The sequence below is a fragment of the Mesorhizobium sp. M0833 genome, assembly GCF_040319905.1.
GTDB lineage: Bacteria > Pseudomonadota > Alphaproteobacteria > Rhizobiales > Rhizobiaceae > Mesorhizobium.
In genome coordinates this window covers 1-21,713 of record NZ_JAMYOQ010000004.1, presented here as the reverse complement: position 1 = coordinate 21,713, position 21,713 = coordinate 1, and the positions used below count along the sequence as shown (strand labels likewise).

Below are 21,713 nucleotides of genomic sequence, written 5' to 3'. Positions count from 1 at the left end.
GGAACCGGCCTACGGGCGGGTGAGGCAGGCCGGCGAGGGAAACCTTGCCGGCCTTTTTTTCGGCGCCGCACTGCTTCGCGCGGACCATGTCGCAGACGAAAGCGTCAGGCGCGTCCGCGGCGCCGCTCGCGGCGGGCTTCGCTGGTCTCGGCGACGTTGACCGTAGCCTGCTTGTTGCGCATTGGGCCGATGCGTTCGACGATCTGCTCGACGGTCGGGCGATCCGACTTGGTGTGCGCATCGAGCGCCTTGCGCATGGCGGCAAGGTGCTGGAACGAGGTACCGCAGCAGCCGCCGACGATCTTGGCGCCGGCATCGACGGCTAGGCGCACATAATCGGCCATCAGCTCGGGTGTGCCGGAATAGTAGATCTCGGCACCGCGAAATTCGGGAATGCCGCAATTGCCCTTGACGATCACCGTTGCTTCCGGCCTCGCCTCGGTCATGTCGAGCAGGGAGGCGAGAATGTCGGAGGCGCCGACACCGCAATTGGCGCCGACACCGAGCGGTGTCTGCGACAGGCCATCGACGACGCCGTGGATGTCCTTCGGCAGCAGTCCCATCATGGTGCGGCCGGCGGTATCGAAGGAGCCGGTATAGGTATACGGCAGGCCGACGCGGATGGCGGCTTCGGCGGCGGCACGGATCTCGTCCGGCGCCGACATGGTTTCGATCCAGGCGACTTCGGCGCCGCCCGCCTTCAGCCCCTCGATCTGCTCGGCAAAGGCCCCGACCGCCTCGTCATAGGTCATGGCGCCAAGCGGTACCAGCAGCTCGCCGGTCGGGCCGACGGAGCCGGCCACGATCACCTTGCGGCCGGCCTTTTTTGCAACGGCGCTTGCGATCTCGGCGGCGCGCTTGTTCAGTGCATAGACCCGGTCCTGCGCATGATGCAGCTTGAGCCGATGGCGGGTGCCGCCAAAAGAGTTGGTCAGGATGATGTCGGCGCCGGCATCGACAAAGTTCTGGTGCAGGCTGGTGATGGTATCGGGTGCGGTCTCGTTCAAGAGCTCGGGAGCCTCGCCGGCCTCAAGGCCCATGGCGAACAGATTGGTGCCGGTGGCGCCATCGGCGAGCAGGACGCCCTTTTCGGCAAGCAGCGCGTCGATCGGATTGGTCATTGTGGAATACGCCTTCCCGGAGAATTATTGAGATAACGATATAAAGAATTCTTTATGTGACGTCAATGTCGGCGTGGGAAACAACCGGTCAAAATCGCATCTCCGCCAGCTTTCGTGTGAAGCTGGCCGCCTCATGCGCGTTGACGTCCGCGGCACGGATCAGATTGTCGAAATGGCTGGTCAGGATGCGGATCGGCTGCGTGGCGTTCAGCACCAGATACATGTCGCCGACGTAAATGGCAGCGCGATAAGGTCCGAAGATCGTGTAGGGGATCGAATAGCGCATCCGCCCGTCATAGAGAAACAGGCGGAAGGTGGGATAGAGGTCGTCGAGCAGTGTCGCCATGTGCAGGAGTTGCTGGTGGCGGTCGGCCTCCGGAAAGCGGTCCCACACGCCCAGCCCGCGCGCGAAGATCTCCAGCGTGTGGCGCGGCATACAGACTTCCATGTCGGTTTCGGGCCGTCGGTTGTAGTCGATGCGATACTGCGTTTCGCCGGCCTGTGCCTCGCGGCTCTTGTTGGCGATGACGGCTTCATAGTCGACAAGCGCCTCGGTGCGCAGAAGATCGGGAATGCCGGCCGGCACGTAGCGGATTTTCGTTCCCGCCGCCTCGGCATGCCAGCGAGCCAGCAGCGTGCGGTCGAAGCCGTCCGGCGCCTCCTCGATCTCAAGGCTCTCGCGGATTTCACCGGTGACGCCCTCGTCGTGGCTGAGGCCGAGCAGCCAGTCGAGCGAGACTTTGAATTCGGCGGCGATGTTAAGCAGCGTTTCAGCACGGGGAAGGCGGGTCGAGCCGCCGGAGAGCAGCTGCGACAGTGCCGAACGGTCGATGCCAACCGCACCGGCGAACGCTGACTGGTTCAAATCGGACCTTGTCAAGAGCATTTTCAGGCGCTCACGAAAGATCGTCGACAGGTCGCGTTTGTCCAAATCGCCGTCCCACTCGATAGGAGGAAAAATTTGCGCTGAAACCTGCGAGCGCGGAGCTTCAGGCGTAAATGAATCCCGTTCGTTGTTTACAATGCATAATATATGCAGCTGAAAATGCGCAATCGCAACAGTTTGTGCGCTTTATCGCGTTGCCCCGATGCAACACTCCTGACACAATGCTGTCAGGAATCAAACGGGTTCCGGCGACTGGAAGGCAGTGGTCGATAGCATGACGAGCATGGGCAATAGGCGACACGGCGCAGCAGCCATCGAATGGCCGACCGTATTTCTCGCACTTCTCTGCTACGGCGGCTGGCTCGCTGCCGGCTTTCTGCTCTGGCCATCCTACCCGCTGCTGGCGCTCGCCTTTCTGACCCTGATTGCGACGCTGCAATCCTCGCTGATGCACGAGGTCCTGCACGGCCACCCAACCCGGAACGCGCGGCTCAACGAAGCGTTTGTGTTCCTGCCGATTGGCCTTGTCTGGCCGTTTCGCCGGTTCAAGACCATTCACCTGCGCCACCATGCAGACGAGCGCCTGACCGATCCGCTCGACGATCCCGAAAGCTGTTACAAGGCGCTCTGGCAGCACGAGGGACTGCCGTCGGCGATGAAATTCCTGCTGAAGATCAACAATACAATGCTCGGCCGTTTCGTGCTGGGCCCGTGGCTGTCCTGCATAGGCTTTTTCATCGGCGACGCCAGGCAGGTCGTCGCGGGCGACAAGGTCGTCCGCAAGGCCTGGCTGCTGCACGCTATCGGCCTCGCCATCGTGCTGCCCATCGTGCAGTTCGGCTTCGGCATGCCATTGTGGCTTTACGTTCTGGTGCCGGTATGGCTGGGACAATCGCTGATTTCGATCCGCACCTACGCCGAGCACCAATGGTCGGAACATCCGGAAGGCCGCACGATCATCGTCGAGCGCTCGCCGCTGTCCTTCCTGTTCCTCAACAATAATCTACATTTCGTCCATCATAAGAGCCCGACGGTGGCCTGGTACAGGCTGCCGAAACTGTTTCGCGACCGCCGCGACGAGTGGCTGCGGATGAACAATGGCTACGCCTATCCGAACTACTTCGCGTTGCTCAAGGCCTATGCCTTCAAGGCGAAGGAGCCGGTTGTCCACCCCGTGCTGCGGCGCATGCCGGAACCGGGACGCGCATTCAAGCCGCGTGTCAGGGCACGCAGCCTCAATGGGCTTGGCAGCGCACCGGTACCCGCCGAGCCGCCGAAAGAGTGATTCTTGCGTTGTTGCAGGCGGTTCCGCGCGGACGACGCTTTCCTGAACTTGTCAATTTCCCCGCATAACGGTCAAATCCCCGACATGAGCGAATTCATTGCGGCTTTGCCGATGTATGACTGGCCGGAAGCGCGGGACGAGGTCGACGCGCAATGGGCGCGGTTGCGCGACACTTTCAGACAAAGAGGCATCGATGCGCCGGAGACGATCATCCGCCGCAATGGCGATTTGCCTCCAGTGCCTGGCGGTATCCGAGACGATCAGGGAAAACCCGTCGCGCCAGATCCGGCGACATTGCCGCCGGACGAGCTGGATTTTCACCGGCTCTGGCTGCACCCGGCGCTGCTCCTTGCGCAAACCTGTTGGGGACCGATGGAACTCGGCCTGTCGCAACGTGTCCAGCTCGTCGGTCAGCCGCGTTACGATGCCTTCGAGGGTGGACAGGGCGAACTCTATTCGAGCGCCCTCATCATGAGAGCGGGCGAGGCACCGCAGGCAAGGTCGCCGGCCGACGGCGGTGCCGTCATTCCGCTCGATCTGCTGCGCGGCCAGCGTTTCACCTTTAACAGCCTGGATTCCATGTCGGGCATCATCGCGCCAACTCGCGACCTGCAAGCATTGGGCGAGAGTCTGGACATCTTTTCCGCGCTGAGCGAAAGCTGTGGGCACCGTGCTTCGATCGTTGCCGTTGCCGAGGGCAGGGCCGACGTCGCGGCGATCGACTGCGAGAGCTGGGCGCTGGCGCAGCGTTTCGAGCCTGCGGCGCAGAAGGTGACGGTCGTCGGCTGGACAAGGCGTCGCAAAGGCTTGCCGTTCATCACGGCCAAGACAACGCCGGAAACGATCGTCACCACGATGCGCGAGGCGATCGCAGCGCTCACATAACCGCGTCGCGTTCGGTCAGCCTCATGCGAGCACTTTAGATTCCTGTTTATGCATGTCGTTATCGCAAAACTGCTGCCCACCCTCGGGTCAAGCCCGAGGGCATGCTTTTGCGCGACATGCATTAGCAGCCGCCAAGCAGCCGATTGTCGAGCGGGTAGGTCGAAAGCTTCTCATTGCCGGACTCGGTGATCAGTATCTGTTCCTCGATCTTGACGCCTTCGTAGCCGCCAAGTCGACCGATATAGCTCTCGACGCACAGCACCATGCCAGGTTCGAGCACCCCGTCGGGTGTGTCGTCGGTCCAGTCGCTAGCATGCGGCAAGGTCGGGTATTCGTCGGCAAGACCGACGCCGTGATAGAGCACGCCGTAACGGGCCGGGAAGCAGTCCCCCGGCGGCACTGACGAGCGCTCGACGAGGTCGCGGAACGATACGCCCGGCCGCATCAGCTCCGTGTTGTTGGCGATCTGGCCGGCGGCGATGCGGAAAAGGTCGCGCTGTTCCTGCGACGGCGGCGCGTCACCGCAAAGCCAAGTGCGCGAAAGGTCGGCGCAGAAGCCGTAAGGACCGATCAGGTCGGTGTCGAAGGCGACGAGCTCGCCGGCCTCGATCGTCCGCGACGAGCACTCCTGGAACCACGGATTGGTGCGCGGACCCGACGACAAGAGCCGGGTTTCGATCCATTCGCCGCCGCGCGCGATGTTTCCGCGGTGGAGTTCGGCCCACAATTCGTTCTCGGAAATCCCCGGCCTCAGCGCCTGCTCCATCTCACCCATCGCTGCCTCGCAAGCGACGATCGCCCGGCGCATGGCCAGGATCTCGTCGGGCGATTTGATCAGCCGCGCATTTTCCATCACCGCCTCGCCATTGCCGGTCGAAATGCCGAGACGGGCGAGCTCTTCGATGCCCTCGGGATTGATGTGGTCGATTGCGATACGGCGATTGCCGCCGCCGTGTTCCAATACCAGCTCGGCGATGCCGGCTGCCCAGCGGCGGACTTTTTGACCGGTCAGCTCGCCGCTGTACAGATAAGCCCACGACACCGCCGGCCGCACCTCGTCGACGACCCCGGAATGATCGGAAAGGTGCTCGCAGGAGAAATAGTCGAACAGCACCACCGGGCCATCGGTGGCGACGAAACAATGCCTGGTCCGATTGTGTGCGACCCAGAGCTGCATGTTGGTCGCATCCGTCGCATAGCGGATGTTGACCGGATCGTAGAGCAAGGCTCCCGCATAGTCGCGGCGCTTCAGCTCGGCGCGGATGCGCTCGAGCCGGTATTGGCGCATGGCGGGCAGGTCAGGGGCAGCAATTCCCGCCGCCTGCCATTCGGCTTCCGCCAGCGCTCCATAGCCCAGCGCATGCTGGTTGAGTTCAGCGGCCTTCAGCCGCGATTTTTTGCGCAGCACATCGTTCGAGCCGTCCGGCTCGAACGGCATGATCTTGCGGTGATGACGGGGCCGGTCAGTCGGGTTCCTGTCCACCGTCGGCTCCTCCGCTAACGCCTTCTTTTGGCGCCGTGGCTCCTCCCACCGCCATTCTCTTCAATCTTACATAGGCGCCGGACCGGGTGGACTTGTCGGTGCCACGCAACAGCGAAACCATCATTTGCCGCGGCTGGCCGTCCGGCTCATAGCCGGCCGCTTTGAGCTGCTCCAAAATGACCGGACGCGGATCGTCGCGGTCAAGCCAGACAAGTACGGCCGGCTCCTGCATCAGCATTTCGAAATTAGGCACTTCCTGGTCAAGTGCGACCAGTTTTTCGTCGACCAGCCGCAGGTTTCCGACCCATGCACCATCAGATATTGCGGTTTTGACCGGTCCGTCCGCAGTCAGTTGGCGATAGAGGGCGGGGTAATCCACGCGGATCATCCGCGACAGACCACTGGTCCCGTTTATCTGGACGTACCAGGTGGCGGGCGCGAGGAGCACGGCGACGATCGCTCCAGCCGCGATTACCAGGAGCTGCGCATTCCTGCCGTGCGGTGCCAGCCGTTCCATAGTGGCGACGATGGCCAGCGGCAACATGAACAGGACAGGTAGCAGCCAGCGGTCCTTGACCACCGTCACGCCGGTGGCCAGTACAAGTATTGCAAGCATGGCCAAGCCGAGCGCCAAGGCACGCCGCAACAGAATTTCCCGAGCCGGACCTTTCGGGTGCCACTCGGAGAAACGAAACCCGGCCAGCCCGAAAGCCAGCGCGGAAACGAGCACCGGCAAGACCGCGAAATTGAAGGTTCCCATGACAAACTTGCCGGCACCGACAAAAGCCGCCGCCATGCGCCCTCGTTGCGAGTCTATTCCGAACTTCTCGCCTCTCGACAATAAATCGGCGGGATGCATGAGGCTCCAATAGGTGGTTGGCGCCAGCACCAATATCGCGACCACTATGCTGATGGCGAACTTCGGATCGAGGATTACGCTGCGCTATTCGCGCAGCGACAGCACTGCCGCAACAAGGGCCACCACGAGGAAGACATCATTATATTTGGCAAGAATTGCGGCCGCCGTGGCCAAGCCAAACGCCGCATAGGCGACCATGCTTCGCCGCTCGAGAAGATAGGCCATGGCAAGCAGGAGCAGCGAGCAGAAGGCGACGACGGCGACGGAATGCGACAAGGCGCGCTGCGATTCCCAGACGATCTGCGGGATCGTAAACAGGCCGAACATGGCCGCCGCCGCTGTCGCTTTGGTGTAGCCGAACCGCCGCATGGCGGCGAACACGCTGCAGGCGGCGAGGAACAGCACGGAGTATTTGACGAGCTTCAGCGTGAAGATACTGGTGCCGAAAACATGCGCGGCCAGCCAGTTGATCCAGGTGTAGAGGGGTGGTTGCGAGCCGCCATATCCAGCCCAGAGATACGGTATATAGATCAGCTGCTCCGCATCATCGATGCCGACGCCGGTTCCCGCCCAAGAGCTCAACAGGGACAGTATGATGGTCTGCAAGGCGAAGTAAGCCGCGACCATGACGATCGCCGCCGGGAACGGGCCGATCCGTCCCTCGGCCAGCCACTCGGCCCATCTCAGATTGTACTTTCTCATCGCCCTTGCCAGCAGAGTGTTGCCGGCTGCGCTAGCATGAAGAGCATGCTCCGCACAATGCGACCGGCTGGCTGCGCCTACGTCCTCATCTTTTCGCCGCTCGGATCGAACGGCGGTTCGACATTGATGCGTGCGGGACGCCGGTGGCCAAGGATTTCGATCTCGAACAGGCCGGCGCTCTCGTTCTCGGCAAGCGCTGCCGGTACATAGCCTTGCGCCATCGACTTCTCGACATAATGCGCATAGCCGCCGGAGGTGACCCAGCCGACCACGCGCCAGTCGCCGTCGACAATGCCGCGCACGGCAGACGCGCCTTCGGCAGCGTTCGAGCCGCGCACTTCCTTGCCGCCCGCGTCGAAACGCGGCGCACCGTAGCCATGCGGCTTTTCCACCGTGCCGTAATCCTTGCCGCCGACCTTGGCCCAGATCGGCTCGTCGCCCATCACGTCGGCATCCGCGGCATCGACGATGAAGGAAACGCGGCGCAGCTTCGGCCCTGCCGCCTGTTCCCTGGCTGCCGCCTCCCGGCCGATGAAGTCGTTCTTCTCCAGCTTGATGAAACGGTCCATCGAGCCTTCGAACGGCCCGTAGATCGGACGTAGCTCGCGGAACCAGGTCGGGAAGTTCTTCTCAAGGCGCATCGAGAGCAAAGCCCGCATGCCGAAATCGATAAGGCCAAACTCTTCGCCAGCCTCCTTGATCGCCTTGTAGACCAGGCGCTGGTAGGCGGGCGCCATCCAGATCTCATAGCCGAGGTCGCCGGTGTAGGTGATGCGGTTGACCATGCAGGGCGCGCCGCCGACCGCCATCTCGCGGAAATCCATGAAGCGGAAGGCCTTGGTCGAGATGTCGACATCGACCAGTTTCTGCAGCAGGTCACGCGATTTCGGCCCGGCGATGGAGAGGCCGACCAGCGTCTGGTCGAAGCGGTGGATGCGCACCTCTGACGCCCTTGGGCCGTCCTTGGGCAGATGCTTCTCGAACCAGCGCATGTGATACTTTTGCGCTGCCGAAGAACCCCAGATCATGAAGCGTTCTTCGCCCGCCTTGGCGATGGTGAAGTCGCCGATCAGCCGGCCGAACTCGTTCAGCATCGGCGTCAGCACGATGCGGCCGGTCTTTGGCATGCGATTGGTCATCAGCCGGTTGAGGAAATCCTCGGCCCCTGGTCCGGAGACTTCGTATTTGGCGAAGTTGGCGATCTCGGTGACGCCGACCCTCTCGCGGGTGGCTCGCACTTCCTCGCCGATCGGGCCGAAATCATTGGAGCGGTGGAAGGACACGATGTCCTTCGGCTCAGAGCCTTTCGGCGCGAACCAGAGCGGGGTTTCGAGCCCCCAGCTATCGCCCATGACGGCGTTATTGGCGAGCATCGTGTCGTAGAGCGGGGTTGTCTGCGCTGGTCTTGCCGCCGGCAATTCCTCGTTGGGAAAGCGGATGGAGAAACGGCGCGAATAGTTTTCGCGCACCTTTGCGTTGGTGTAGCGCGGCGTTGCCCATTCGCCGAAGCGGGCCACGTCCATGCCCCAGACGTCGAAGCCCGGATCGCCATGGACCATCCAGTTGGACAGTGCGAGACCGACGCCGCCACCCTGGCTGAAGCCGGCCATGACGGCGCAGGCGCACCAGAAATTGGTCAGGCCCTGCACCGGGCCGACCAGCGGGTTGCCGTCCAGCGCGAAGGTGAAGGGACCATTGATGATCTGCTTGATGCCGGCCTTCTCGATGCCGGGGAAATGCTTGAAGCCGATCTCGAGCGACGGCGCGATGCGGTCGATGTCGGGCTGCAGCAGCTCGTGGCCGAAATCCCACGGCGTGTTGACCGGCGACCACGGCTTGCAGGCCTTTTCATAGGTGCCGAGCAGGATGCCGTTGCGCTCCTGGCGGGTATAGATCTCGCCCTTGAAATCGAGCACGCCGATCATCTCGCGGCCGGTCGACTTGTTGAATTCCTCGACCTCCGGCATCGGCTCGGTCAGGAGATACATGTGCTCCATGGCCAGCACCGGCAGTTCGACGCCGACCATGCGACCGATCTCACGCGCCCACAGGCCGCCGCAGTTGACGACATGCTCGGCTTTGACCGTGCCTTGCTCGGTGACGACGTTCCAGGTGCCGTCGACCTCCTGCGTCAGTTCGACGACGCGGTTGCGCAGCACGATCTCGGCGCCCAGCTTCCTGGCGGCCTTGGCATAGGCGTGGGTGGTGCCTGAAGGATCGAGATGGCCCTCGACCGGATCCCACATGGCGCCGACGAAATTCGTCTCGTCCAACAGCGGGAACATCGCCCTGGCTTCGGACGGCGTGATCAGTTCGGTGTCCATGCCGAGATAGCGGCCCTTGGCGTGGGCGAGCCGCAAGAAGTCCATGCGCTCGGGCGTGTCGGCCATCATCACGCCGCCGGTCAGGTGCAGCGAGCAGGATTGGCCGGAAATCTCCTCGATCTCCTTGTAAAGCTGCACCGTATAGGCCTGTAGCTTGGCGACGTTGGGATCGCCGTTCAGCGTATGGAAGCCGCCCGCCGCATGCCAGGACGAGCCGGAGGTGAGCTCCGAACGCTCGATCAGCAGGATGTCGGTCCAGCCAGCCTTGGCCAGATGATAGAGCACCGAGCAGCCAACGACCCCACCGCCGATGACAACCGCTTTTGCATGAGATTTCATGAAGATAGTTCCGTTTTTGAAGAGATTGACTCGAGTGAGCGGGGCGCGAAAACAAAGCGGAGGTCGAATACAGCGATGTTTTCGGCCAGCCTGCCATCAAGACGGAGTGGGGGTCGACTACTCATCAGATGATCAGAAATCGGTCGGCGCGCCGCCTTCGGCCCGGCGCTTGTCGACGAAAGCGTTGAGCTCCTCGCGAATTGCCGGGTCCATATAAGGCTCTTCATAGGACGCCAGCCGTTCCTTCCACACGCGATTGGCCTTTTCGAGTGCGGTCGGCGATCCGGCCTCAACCCAACTCTCGAAATTGCGCCAGTCGGAAATGATTGGCGCGTAAAACGCGGTCTTGTATCGGTCCTGCGTGTGCTGGGTGCCGAAGAAATGGCCGCCGGGGCCGACCGATTGGATGGCGTCGAAACCGAGCGCTTCCTCGGAAAGATCGAGCGGCGTCAGGAACTCGGCGACCATCTGCAACAAGTCTATATCGAGGATGGTCTTTTCGTAGGAACAGCGCAGGCCGCCTTCGAGCCAGCCGGCCGCATGCATCATCAGATTGCCGCCACCCTGAATGGCCCCCCACAGCGAGAACACGCTTTCATAGGCGGCTTGCGCGTCGACCGTGTTAGCGGCGCAGGTGTTGGAGGTGCGGTAGGGGATGTTGTAGCGGCGGGCGAGCTGCCCGCCGACCAGCTGCGCCTTCATGTATTCCGGCGTGCCGAAGGCCGGCGCGCCGGACTTCATATCGACATTCGAGGTGAAGCCGCCGTAGCCGACAGGCGCGCCCTTGCGCACCATCTGCGCAAAGGCGATGCCGGACAGCGCCTCGGCATTCTGTTGCACCAGCGCGCCGGCAATCGTCACCGGCGCCATGGCGCCGGACAGGGTGAAGGGCGTCACGATGACCACCTGGCCCTTGCTCGACATCTGGATGATGCCTTCCATCATCGGCACGTCGAGCTTGAGCGGCGAATTGGTGTTGATGATGGTGAATACCGACGGCTCGGCGAGCAACTGCTCATGGCTGATGCCGCGCGCGATCCTGGTGATCTCGATGCCGTCGACGTTGCGCTCCTTCCCGAGCGAATAGATGTGGAACATCTTGTCGGTCAGCGTGGCGAGGTCACGGATGCATTCGAGGTGGCGCACGGACGGATGGATGTCGATCGGCTCGACCGGGTAGCCGCCCGTGCAGTTCAATATGTTGTGCATCTGCGCAAGCTTGAGGAAGTTGCGGTAATCTTGCTGGTTGCCTGGCCGACGGCCGCGGTCGACGTCTGAGCAATTGGGTGCCGACGCCATCATCGAGATGATCAGATTATCGCCGCCAAAGCGCACATTGTGCGCCGGGTTGCGGGCGTGGATGGTGAATTCCGGCGGGCAATGGGCAACCAGTTCCAGGATCATGTCGCTGTCGAAGCGCACCCGCTCACTGCCCTCGCGGACATCGGCACCATGCGCCTTCATGATGCGCCGGGCTTCGTCATGCAGCACGTCGACGCCGATTTCCCGCAGCACGCGTAGAGAGGCGAGGTGAATTGATTCCAGCTCGTCGTCGGAAACCAGCCGGGTCGGCGTCAGCGGGTTCTTCAACTGCCGAAACGGCGGCTGCTCAAACGCCGTCGAGCCGCCGGCACGCTTCCCCGCGCGGCCGCCGCGACGGGCGCGGTCGTTTGCCAGTGCCGGTTCGGCGGGCTGAAGGGCGGCGGTCATGATAGTCCTCGTACGCTGCGGCAATGCGGCGGCATAATGGACCGCCGGCCGTCCGGCCATTGCGGAGGCGGCGACCACTAGGGCGAGGGAAGCGACATGCCCTGGGGGCAGCCGGCGGGATCGCCAGCCTCTTGATCGCGTTCCGGCTGGCGCAAGCGGTTTTCGTTGCCGGTGCTTACCGGGACGGAACCGAAACGCTAAATCCCGCATCATGGACCGGGCGGAACAAAGCAGCGGCGAAATAGGGCAATGGGCGGCGATCACCGGCGTGATCGCCACCGTCTCGGTGTTCGCCATCGCGCAAGGGCTGAGCTATCCGCTGTTGAGCTTCATCCTGCAGCGCCAGGGCGTCTCGCCGGCCATAATCGGCCTGTCGGCGGCAATGACGCCGATCGGCTTCATCGTCTCGTCGCCGCTGGTTCCGGCGCTGGCGCGGCGTTTCGGGGCAGGGCGCACCGCGCTTACTTGCGCGGCACTTTCCGCGCTGGTGCTGGCGCTGATCGGCTGGACCCAAAATGTCTATCTGTGGTTTCCGCTGCGCTTTTTGATCGGCGCCGCCACCAACCCGCTCTACGTGCTGAGCGAAGTCTGGGTGATCGCACTGGCGCCGCCGGCACGCCGCGGCCGCGTCATGGGCATCTATTCGACCGTCATTTCGGCGGGCTTTGCGGCGGGGCCGCTGTGCCTGCTTGCGGTCGGCACCGTGGGATGGCCGCCGTTTCTGGTCGGCATCGGCGCATTCCTGTTTTGCGGCGCCTGCCTCGCCTCGGTGCTGGCACGGCTGCCCAAGGTCGACGAGAGCGGGCACCGGGTTTCGGTGCTGGGGTTCGTGCCGCAGGCGTGGCTGCTGTTATCGGCGGTGATTGTGGCCGCCGGTTTCGAACAGGCGGTGCTCGCCTTGCTGCCGGTCTACGGAACATATTATGGCATTGCGGAAGCGCGCATGTCGGCGCTGCTGTCAGTGATGATCGCCGGCAATATCGCTATGCAGGTGCCGCTCGGCCTGTTGGCGGAACGACTGACGGCGCGGCTGGTGCGGTTCATCTGTGTTTCGATGACGGTGCTGGGATGCGCAATGCTGCCGGTTCTCATCGAGACGCCGCTGATCTGGCCGTGCGTCTTCGTCTGGGGTGCGGTTTCGTACGGTATCTACACGATGTCGATCATCGAGCTCGGCGAGCGGTTCACCGGCTCGGCACTGGTCGCCGGCAATGCCGCCTTCTCTTTGATGTGGGGCATCGGCGGCATCGCCGTGCCGCCGCTGGCGGGCAGCGCCATGGATGTTGTTGGCGCCGGCGGCCTGCCAATGACGCTCGGTGCCATTTGCCTGGCGCTGGCAGTTGTAACGGTCATTCGAGGACGGATGGCGTGAATGCCAGAAAGCCGCCGTTTCTGACGAACGACTTGAATATAAGCGGCCCCATGTCGATCTTGGCTATGCCGCCGCCCGATTCAACCGGAGACCTCATGACCAAATCGAACACCAAGGGCCAGCCGGGTTCACCGGCCGAAGACCCGTTTCTCTGGCTGGAGGACAGGAGGAGCAAGCAGGCGCTCGACTGGGTGCATCGCCAAAATGCGATCACGGTCGGGGAGCTGCAGGGTGATCCGTCCTATCAGACGTCGTTCGAGACGGCGCTCGACCTGATGACGGCCGAGGATAACATCGCCGTCGGGGCCGCTATCAACGGCTATGTCTATAATTTCTGGCAGGACCGGACGAACGTACTCGGCCTCTGGCGGCGCACCACGGTCGCGTCCTACAAGACCGACAAGCCGGAATGGCAGACGATCATCGTCTTCGATAATCTGGCGGCGAAAGAGGGGGTGAAATGGGTGTTCAGCGGCGCCAGTCGGCTCTACCCCGACTTCAGCCGCTGCCTACTCAACCTGTCGCCGGATGGCGGCGATGCCAGCGAGATGCGCGAATTCGATATCGAAAGCAGGTCCTTCGTCGATGGCGGCTTTCGCGCTCCTGCCTCGAAGTCGAGCTTTAGCTGGCTGGACGAGGACACGGTTATCGTCTCCGCCGCTTTCGAGGAGGACGACAAGACCCAGTCCGGTTATCCGCGCGTGGTCAAGCTTTGGCGGCGCGGCACGCCACTGGAAGCGGCGACGCCGATCTTCGAGGCGTTGAAGCAGGATCTTGCCGCCGGCGGGTCCGTCGAATTCGACGGCAACAAGCGTCATGTCTTCCTCGCCCGGACCATCGACTTCTTCGCCTCGCACAGTTTCCTGCGGCTGCCATCGGGCGAAAACAGGCGCATCCCGTTGCCGGACGACGTCACCGATACAGCACTGTTCAAGGGCCAGTTTGTCTTCGGCGTGCGTACGCCATGGACGGCGCCGGACGGCACGCTGTGCAAGCCCGACGGGCTCTATTCACTCGATTTCGAGCGCTGGATCGAAACCGGGCTATTCGGATCCCTCGATACCGTGCTCGAGCCGGCGCACCGTATCTCGATCGCCGGTATTGCCCGCACGCAGGACCGGCTGTTCATCAATTTGATGGACAATGTGCGCGGCAAGGTCGTCGCCGGCAAGCGCAGCGACAGCGGCTGGGAGTTCAAGCCCGTGGCTTTGCCCGAAAACGGCAATGTCGGCATCAGCCATGCCGAGCATTTCGGTTCCAGCGTCTCCTTCTCCTTCACCGATTTCCTGACGCCGAGCTCGATCATCTGGTCGGACGACAACGCCGCGGGCCTGACAACGGTGAAGTCGCAGCCGGCGCGTTTCGATACGTCGTCGCTGGTCTCCGAACAGTTCGAAGCGCGCTCGAAGGATGGCACGATGATCCCGTACTTCGTCGTCAGGAGGCGCGACTTGCATGGACCCGTGCCGACATTGCTTTACGGCTATGGCGGCTTCGAAGTGCCGCTGCTGCCCGGCTATGCCGGCGTGCGCGGCAGGCTGTGGCTGGAGAAGGGCAATGCCTATGTGCAGGCCAACATCCGCGGCGGCGGCGAGTTCGGCCCGAACTGGCATCAGGCGGCGCTCAAGGCCAATCGCCAGAATGCCTTCGACGATTTCGCCGCGGTCGCGCAAGATCTGGTCAAACGCGGCATCGCTACGCCCGCCACGCTGGGCATCCAGGGCGGATCGAATGGTGGCCTGCTGACCGGCGTCTCGCTGACCCAGCACCCGGAATTGTTCGGTGCAGTGATCATCGAGGTGCCGCTGCTCGATATGCTGCGCTACACCGAACTGCCGCCCGGCGCGTCGTGGATGGCCGAGTATGGCGATCCGGCGAAGCCGGAAGAGGCAGCCTGGCTCGCCGCCTATTCGCCCTACCAGCATGTAGACACGGACGCAGCCTATCCGCCGGTGTTGCTGACGACCTCGACCGCCGACGATCGCGTCCATCCCGGCCATGCGCGCAAAATGGCGGCACGGCTGCAGACGGCCGGCCACGGCAAGACGCTGTTCTTCGAGGAGACCGAGGGCGGCCATGGCGGACGCGGCGATCGGCGGCCGCAGGCCGCACAGGCGGCAATGAAGTACGTCTTCCTGCAGCGGGCCCTGACTGGCACCAATTGACCGGCACCAATTGACCGGCGTCGCTTGACCGGCACGGCTTGAACTGAGGGCTCGAGGCAGCCTAAGGTACATGCATGGCTCGGCTGGCGAAATCGGGTTGCGCATTTGGGGTCGCGGTGACGCCGTCGCCGCGCACGCTTCGCGCCGAGCTGTTGCGGCTGTGCGCCCGCATCGGCTATTCGCCGCCCGCTGTCCTCTGACGAATCCGCCCCGGCGCAAAAGCTGCCGGATTGGTTCAAGAGGAAAGATCAGACATGACCTACCAGAATTATTCGCTGAAGCAGCTTCAGCAGATCGATGCCGCGCATCACCTTCATCCGTTCACCGACCACAAAGAGATGCGCGAGACCGGCTCGCGGATCATCACTCGCGCCAACGGGCCGTTCATCTACGATTCCGAAGGGACGGAAATCCTCGACGGCATGGCAGGGCTGTGGTGCGTCAATGTCGGCTATGGCCGCGACGAGCTGGCCGACGCCGCCTACGCCCAGATGAAGGAATTGCCCTACTACAACTCCTTCTTCAAATGCTCGACGCCGACGCCGGTTCTGCTGTCGAAAAAGCTGGCGGAGATCGCGCCACGGCACATCAACCAGGTGTTCTACGGCTCGTCCGGTTCGGAGGCCAACGACACGGCGCTGCGCCTGGTCCGTCACTATTGGGTGCTGGAAGGCAAACCGGAGAAGAACCGCATCATCTCGCGCAAGATGGGCTATCACGGCTCGACCATCGCCGGCGCTTCGCTCGGCGGCATGGATTTGATGCACAAGCAGCTCGGCGGCGCCGTGCCCAACATCGTCCATGTAATGATGCCCTATGCCTATGAGCTCGCACTGCCCGGCGAAAGCGACCATGATTTCGGCCTGCGCGCGGCAAAAGCGGTCGAGGACGCGATCCTCGAAGCTGGCACCGACAAGGTGGCCGCCTTCATCGGCGAACCGGTGATGGGGGCAGGCGGGGTGAAGATCCCGCCGATGAGCTATTGGCCGGAAGTGCAGCGCATCTGCCGCAAATACGACGTCCTGCTGATGCTGGACGAGGTCATCACCGGCTACGGCCGCACCGGCGAGTGGTTCGCGGCACAAGCCTTCGATGTCGAGCCCGACACCATCACCACGGCCAAGGCGCTGACCTCTGGCTATCAGCCGCTGTCGGCGCTGCTGGTCGGCGACCGCATCGCGGCGACGCTGGTCGAAAAGGGCGGCGAATTCTATCACGGCTACACCTATGCCGGGCACCCGGTGGCCTGCGCGGTGGCGCTGAAGAACCTCGAGATCATCGAGCGCGAGGGGCTGGTCGAGCGCGTCAGGAACGACACCGGGCCTTACTTCGCCAGGGCTTTGCAGGAACGTCTCGGCGGGCACGATCTGGTCGGCGAGGTGCGCTCGTTCGGGCTGATGGGAGCGATCGAGATCGTCAAGGACAAGGCAACCAAGGAACGCTTCCTGCCGGCCGGCAACGCGGCGGTGACCGTTCGCGACCACGCAATTGCCCAGGGCATGATGCTACGCGCCACCGGCGACACGATGATCCTGTCGCCTCCGCTGATCTGGACGCGCGAGACGATCGACATGGCCTGCAACCGCATCGCCAGGGCGCTCGATCTGGCGCAAGCAGATTTGCGCAAGCGGTGAACGATCGCCGGGCGCTCCATGTCGGGCGCCCGGCGATCGACCGAGCGCTTGCCAGGCGAGGAAGCGAAACGCAAAAACCGCGCTCCATCGGAACGCGGCTTTGCCAGATACGCACGGCGCTTCGCCAACAATACACTTGCGAAACTAAAGGCGAAACTTACGGGCTCCGGTACGCGAGACCTGATCCGGAGCGCCGGGCGGATGTCCGCCTCGCAATCCGTTTTAAACGCATATCGTTACTGCAGGGTTAGCAAGAGCTTAAGCAAACCTAAATTTGCCGACTTTCCGCTTTGGGCAGATCGAAAACCTGTGAACTTGGAGCTTACGCCGGGTTACCACGGAGGAAATTAATGATGCCGGAAAAATCGGCACCGGCATTCCCCTGTGCGTTGAACAGCGCATAGAGCTGAGCTGCCTCGGCGCCGAGCGGCGTTGCTGCACCGATGCTCTGTGCGGCCTCCTGCGACAGTTTCAGGTCCTTCAGCATCAGTGCCGCCGCGAAGCCAGGCTTATAGCCATTGTTGGCGGGCGATGTCGGCACCGGGCCGGGTACCGGGCAATAGGTGGTCAGCGACCAGCACTGGCCGGACGAGGTCGAGGCGACGTCGAACAGCGCCTGGTGCGACAGGCCGAGCTTTTCCGCCAGCACGAAGGCCTCGGCAACACCGATCATCGAAATGCCCAAAATCATGTTGTTGCAGATCTTCGCCGCCTGTCCGGCGCCGTCGTCGCCGCAATGAACGATGCGGCCGGCCATCGGCTTGAGGATTGGTTCGGCCTTGGCGAAGGCATCCTTCGAACCGCCGGCCATGAAGGTCAGCGTGCCGGCCGCCGCACCGCCCGTGCCGCCGGAGACCGGCGCGTCGATCGACAGCAACCCGTGCTTGGCGGCGATGGCATGGGCCTTTCGAGCCGACTCGACATCGATGGTCGAGGAATCGATGAACAGCGCGCCTTTTTTTGCCTTGGACACTATGTCTGCGTAAACCGACAGAACATGCTTACCGGCTGGCAGCATGGTGATGACCGCATCGGCGTCTTTCACGGCCGCAACGGCGTTGGCCATGATGACGACGCCGTGTTCCCTGGCGATGACGAGGTTCTCCGGCACCAGGTCGAAGCCGTGCACGGCATACCCGGCCTTGACCAGGTTGGCGGCCATCGGATTGCCCATATTGCCGAGGCCGATGAAGGCGATGGTGGTCATATTGGCGCTCCGTGGGTAGGTGGTGAATAGTGAATAGTGAATAGTGAATAGTGAGTAGTGAGTAGTGAGTAGTGAGTAGTGAGTAGTGAGTAGTGAGTAGTCATCAGGGATCATGGGTTAGTCATGTTCTATATGATTTATTCACCACTCACTACTCACTACTCACTACTCACTAAATTCTCTACCGTCCAATCAGCGCGCGAGCGATGATGACGCGCATGATCTCGTTGGTGCCTTCGAGGATCTGGTGGACACGCACGTCGCGCACCAGCTTCTCGATGCCGTAATCGTGCAGATAACCATAGCCGCCGTGCAGCTGCAGGGCGTCGTTGGCGACATTGAAGCCGGTGTCGGTGACGAAGCGCTTCGCCATCGCCGACCATTTCGAGGCATCCGGCGCGTTGCGGTCGAGCTTCGAGGCGGCGGTGTAGAGGAAGACGCGCGCTGCCTGCAATTCGGTCTCCATGTCCGCAAGCTTGAACTGCAGCGCCTGGAACTGGTTGATCTTCGAGCCGAAAGCCTTGCGCTCGGCCGTGTAAGCGAGCGCCTTGTCGAGTGCCGATTGCGCGCCCCCGAGCGAGCAGGCGGCGATGTTCAACCGGCCTCCGTCGAGCCCGGCCATGGCGATGCCGAAGCCGGCGCCTTCTGCCGACAGAAGGTTTTCCGCCGGCACCTTGCAGTCCTCGAAGACGACCTGGCGCGTCGACTGCATGTGCCAGCCCATCTTGTGCTCGTTGGCGCCGAAAGAAAGGCCCGGCGCATCGTTCGGCACGACGAAGGTGGAAATGCCTTTCGGCCCGTCGGCGCCGGTGCGCGCCATGACGACATAGAGGTCGCTGTCACCGGCACCGGAGATAAACTGCTTGGCGCCGTTCAGCACATAGTCGCCGCCGCTCTTTGTCGCGCGCGTCTTCAGCGCCGCCGCATCCGAGCCCGAGCCGGGCTCGGTCAGGCAATAGCTTGCCAGCCATTCCATTGAGGTCAGCTTCGGCAGGAAGCGCCGGCGCTGTTCGTCGCCGCCGAAGCGGTCGATCATCGATGCCGCCATATTGTGGATAGAGATGAAGGCGGAAAACGCCGGATCGGCCCGCGAAAGCGCCTCGAAGATCAGCACGGCGTCGAGCCGGCCGAGCCCCGAGCCGCCGACATCCTCGCGGACATATATGCCTCCAAGGCCGAGCGGGCCCGTCTCGCGGATCACGTCGGCGGGGAAATACTTGTTGCGATCCCAGTCGAGTGCGTTCGGCGCCACACGGTCGGCGGCGAAGGCCTCGGCCATCTCCTGGATGGCGCGCTGGTCCTCGTTGAGTTCGAACTGGCTGGTGCCAGCATCGACAGCGGCGTCCATGGCGTGCTCCCTGACGTTTCCGGCCTGCTGGCCTGTCGTTTTTGGCTTTGCGCGCCGTTCAATCTAGACCAATGATGCCGCCGCGCAACCCGACCCGTCCGCGCAGCCGCTGTGCGCGAATGCGCTTTGGAGCAAAGTGTGACGACAAAATTCGACGAACTGCTTGGATGCTTCCATGCCTATCTCCAGACGTTCGACGATGCGCTGGTGCGCGACGCCGTTGCCCGGATCGGCTGGGACATGCCAAGCCGGCCGCTCGAACCGCATGCACTGCCTTGTCTCGTCCAGCTCGACCGTATCGTCGAACTCGCTCCCGTTGCGGCCAAGCCGCTGGCGCGGCTGGTTGCGGAGCGTCGCGGCGATCTGCGCTGGGGCCAGACCTATGGCGAAGCGGATTTCGGCAAGGTTTTCATAGACAGTTACGGCTGGCTGGAGGTGTTCGGTACGCGCGGCTATTTCGTCAATGAAGAGGTCGCGGCCGGCCTGCTGATCCTTGGACCCGACATCGTCTACCCCGATCACCACCATGTCGCGGAGGAGATCTACATCCCGCTGACCGGCGGCACCGAATGGCACATGGGCGATGGCGGTTTTCGCCTTCGAGCGCCGGGCGAGGTGATCCACCATGCCCCTGGCGTCAGCCACGCCATGCGCACCGGCAAGGAGCCGCTGCTGGCGCTCTATCTCTGGCGCGGCGGGCCACTGGCAGCCAAGTCGACGATCACCGCAACCGTTGCGCAGGGCAGGGACTGAGATGGCCAAGGCGATCATGCTGCAGGGCACGGGTTCCGATGTCGGCAAGACGGTGCTCGTCGCCGGCCTCTGCCGCGCGGCGAAGAAGCGCGGCTTGAAAGTGCGGCCGTTCAAGCCGCAGAACATGTCGAACAACGCCGCCGTCGCCGATATTCCAGGCGCTTCAGGCGGCGGTGAGATCGGCCGCGCCCAATGGCTGCAGGCGATCGCCTGCGGCGTGCCGCCGACCATCCACATGAACCCGGTCCTCCTCAAGCCGCAGACCGATGTCGGCGCTCAAGTCGTAGTGCAGGGCAAGGTGTTCGGCGAGGCGCGGGCGCGCGACTATCAGACGCTGAAGGGCCGGCTGATGGATGCGGTGCTGGACTCCTGGGCGACGGTCGGCGAGGGCGCGGACCTGGTCATTGTCGAGGGCGCGGGATCGCCGGCCGAGATCAACCTGAGGAGCCGCGACATTGCCAATATGGGCTTTGCGACGCGCGCCGGCGTGCCGGTGATCCTGGTCGGCGATATCGATCGCGGCGGCGTCATCGCCTCGGTCGCCGGCACCCACCTGATCCTGCCGGACGAGGACCGGCGCATGATCGTCGGCTATCTCATCAACAAGTTCCGCGGCGATGTCACGCTGTTCGACGATGGCATCGAGGCGATCGAAAAATTCACCGGCTGGCGCTGCTTTGGCGTGGTGCCGTGGCTGAAGGCGGCGGCGCGGCTGCCGTCGGAAGACTCCGTCGTGCTCGAACGGTTGGCGTCCGGTGAGAAGCGCGCGCTGAAGATCGCTGTGCCGGTGCTTTCGCGCATCGCCAATTTCGACGATCTCGACCCGCTCAAGGCCGAACCGCAGGTCGAGGTGGTGTTCGTGCCGCCTGGCCAGCGCCTGCCGCAGGATGCAGGGCTGGTGGTCATTCCCGGCTCGAAGTCGACGATTGGCGATCTCCTGAAATTCCGCGAGAACGGCTGGGACCGCGACCTTGCCGCGCATAGGAAACGCGGTGGCCATATCGTCGGCATTTGCGGCGGCTTCCAGATGCTCGGCCATGTCGTGCGCGATCCCGATGGTATCGAGGGCAGCGTTACCGAGACGCAAGGCCTCGGGCTGCTCGACGTCGAAACGGTGATGGAGCCGGAAAAGACGGTGCGCAATGTCAGCGCGCGCTCGGTGCCGTTCGATCTGCCGCTCGAGGGCTACGAAATCCATCTCGGCCGCACCACCGGTCCGGACACGCTGCGGCCGTCCGCCGTTATCAACGGCATCGATGACGGCGCTATCTCGGCCGACGGCAAGGTGCTGGGCACCTATATGCACGGGCTGTTTTCCGCCGATGCCTTCCGGGCGAAATTCCTCGAAAGCCTCGGCGTCAAGGGCGGCGGCATCGACTACCGCGCCGAGGTCGAACGGGCACTCGACGAGATCGCCGCCGAACTGGAAACCCACCTCGACTGCGACGCCATCTTTGGGCTGGCGCGTTAGAGCTCATGTTCCTTAGCGCAGAAGCTTGGGCAGGCCGGATGTGCCTGCGTTGGCGGATCGCATGCCTTGGCGATTAGAGCGTCGGACATTCAGGTTGAATCGCGAAGGATTCCGCTAACGTCGGGTTTGTGATTCACTTCCTTAAGGAGGTGATTTGCCATGCCCAAGC

General features: G+C 63.1%; 16 protein-coding genes. 7 read left to right on the top strand and 9 right to left on the bottom strand.

What is annotated here, in order from left to right:
* Positions 1–104: 104 nt before the first annotated feature.
* Positions 105–1,121 carry a betaine--homocysteine S-methyltransferase gene (gene bmt / locus NKH98_RS06045; RefSeq protein WP_352897159.1) on the bottom strand — a complete coding sequence of 339 codons (1,017 nt, stop codon included), beginning with the start codon at positions 1,119–1,121 and terminating at the stop codon, positions 105–107.
* 88 nt (positions 1,122–1,209) lie between these two features.
* Complete coding sequence (locus tag NKH98_RS06040; protein WP_254818179.1) at positions 1,210–2,052, bottom strand: helix-turn-helix domain-containing protein; 843 nt, start codon at positions 2,050–2,052, stop codon at positions 1,210–1,212.
* 229 nt (positions 2,053–2,281) lie between these two features.
* Here NKH98_RS06040 and NKH98_RS06035 point away from each other — a divergent pair, with 229 nt between their 5' ends.
* Both NKH98_RS06035 and NKH98_RS06030 read left to right on the top strand, forming a co-directional pair.
* Positions 2,282–3,292: a fatty acid desaturase gene (locus NKH98_RS06035; protein ID WP_352897157.1), complete on the top strand. Its 1,011-nt coding sequence runs from the start codon at positions 2,282–2,284 to the stop codon at positions 3,290–3,292.
* Positions 3,293–3,376: 84 nt separating this feature from the next.
* Positions 3,377–4,177 (top strand): phosphate/phosphite/phosphonate ABC transporter substrate-binding protein, encoded by an 801-nt coding sequence (locus NKH98_RS06030; protein ID WP_352897156.1) that lies wholly within the window; start codon positions 3,377–3,379, stop codon positions 4,175–4,177.
* Positions 4,178–4,298: 121 nt separating this feature from the next.
* Here NKH98_RS06030 and NKH98_RS06025 read toward each other — a convergent pair whose 3' ends face one another.
* From NKH98_RS06025 to NKH98_RS06005, 5 genes are all read right to left on the bottom strand, one after another.
* On the bottom strand, positions 4,299–5,615 hold the full coding sequence (locus NKH98_RS06025) for a M24 family metallopeptidase (RefSeq protein ID WP_352897427.1): 1,317 nt from the start codon (positions 5,613–5,615) through the stop codon (positions 4,299–4,301).
* Positions 5,616–5,640: 25 nt separating this feature from the next.
* Positions 5,641–6,456 carry a hypothetical protein gene (locus NKH98_RS06020; protein WP_352897154.1) on the bottom strand — a complete coding sequence of 272 codons (816 nt, stop codon included), beginning with the start codon at positions 6,454–6,456 and terminating at the stop codon, positions 5,641–5,643.
* Positions 6,457–6,603: 147 nt separating this feature from the next.
* Positions 6,604–7,221 (bottom strand): glycosyltransferase family 39 protein, encoded by a 618-nt coding sequence (locus NKH98_RS06015; protein WP_352897152.1) that lies wholly within the window; start codon positions 7,219–7,221, stop codon positions 6,604–6,606.
* A gap of 77 nt (positions 7,222–7,298) precedes the next feature.
* Positions 7,299–9,884, bottom strand: a complete 2,586-nt coding sequence (locus NKH98_RS06010) for a GcvT family protein (protein WP_352897151.1) — start codon at positions 9,882–9,884, stop codon at positions 7,299–7,301.
* 132 nt (positions 9,885–10,016) lie between these two features.
* Positions 10,017–11,594, bottom strand: a complete 1,578-nt coding sequence (locus NKH98_RS06005; RefSeq protein WP_254818184.1) for a trimethylamine methyltransferase family protein — start codon at positions 11,592–11,594, stop codon at positions 10,017–10,019.
* A gap of 208 nt (positions 11,595–11,802) precedes the next feature.
* On the opposite strand from NKH98_RS06005, the gene NKH98_RS06000 reads away from it, so the two are divergent.
* From NKH98_RS06000 to NKH98_RS05990, 3 genes are all read left to right on the top strand, one after another.
* Complete coding sequence (locus NKH98_RS06000; RefSeq protein ID WP_502894204.1) at positions 11,803–12,966, top strand: MFS transporter; 1,164 nt, start codon at positions 11,803–11,805, stop codon at positions 12,964–12,966.
* Positions 12,967–13,061: 95 nt separating this feature from the next.
* Positions 13,062–15,131: a prolyl oligopeptidase family serine peptidase gene (locus tag NKH98_RS05995; RefSeq protein ID WP_352897147.1), complete on the top strand. Its 2,070-nt coding sequence runs from the start codon at positions 13,062–13,064 to the stop codon at positions 15,129–15,131.
* Between the two features lie 254 nt (positions 15,132–15,385).
* Positions 15,386–16,765, top strand: a complete 1,380-nt coding sequence (locus NKH98_RS05990) for an aspartate aminotransferase family protein (protein ID WP_352897145.1) — start codon at positions 15,386–15,388, stop codon at positions 16,763–16,765.
* A 322-nt stretch (positions 16,766–17,087) separates the two neighbouring features.
* On the opposite strand, the gene mmsB is transcribed toward NKH98_RS05990, so the two are convergent.
* Positions 17,088–17,972, bottom strand: a complete 885-nt coding sequence (gene mmsB / locus NKH98_RS05985; RefSeq protein WP_352897143.1) for a 3-hydroxyisobutyrate dehydrogenase — start codon at positions 17,970–17,972, stop codon at positions 17,088–17,090.
* 181 nt (positions 17,973–18,153) lie between these two features.
* Positions 18,154–19,320: an isobutyryl-CoA dehydrogenase gene (locus NKH98_RS05980; RefSeq protein WP_352897142.1), complete on the bottom strand. Its 1,167-nt coding sequence runs from the start codon at positions 19,318–19,320 to the stop codon at positions 18,154–18,156.
* A gap of 138 nt (positions 19,321–19,458) precedes the next feature.
* On the opposite strand from NKH98_RS05980, the gene NKH98_RS05975 reads away from it, so the two are divergent.
* Together NKH98_RS05975 and NKH98_RS05970 are read left to right on the top strand one after the other, a co-directional pair.
* The gene (locus NKH98_RS05975; RefSeq protein WP_352897140.1) at positions 19,459–20,073 is read left to right on the top strand and encodes a dimethylsulfonioproprionate lyase family protein; all 615 of its coding nucleotides are present in this window, start codon (positions 19,459–19,461) and stop codon (positions 20,071–20,073) included.
* Between the two features lies 1 nt (position 20,074).
* Positions 20,075–21,544, top strand: a complete 1,470-nt coding sequence (locus NKH98_RS05970) for a cobyric acid synthase (RefSeq protein ID WP_352805121.1) — start codon at positions 20,075–20,077, stop codon at positions 21,542–21,544.
* Positions 21,545–21,713 lie beyond the last annotated feature (169 nt).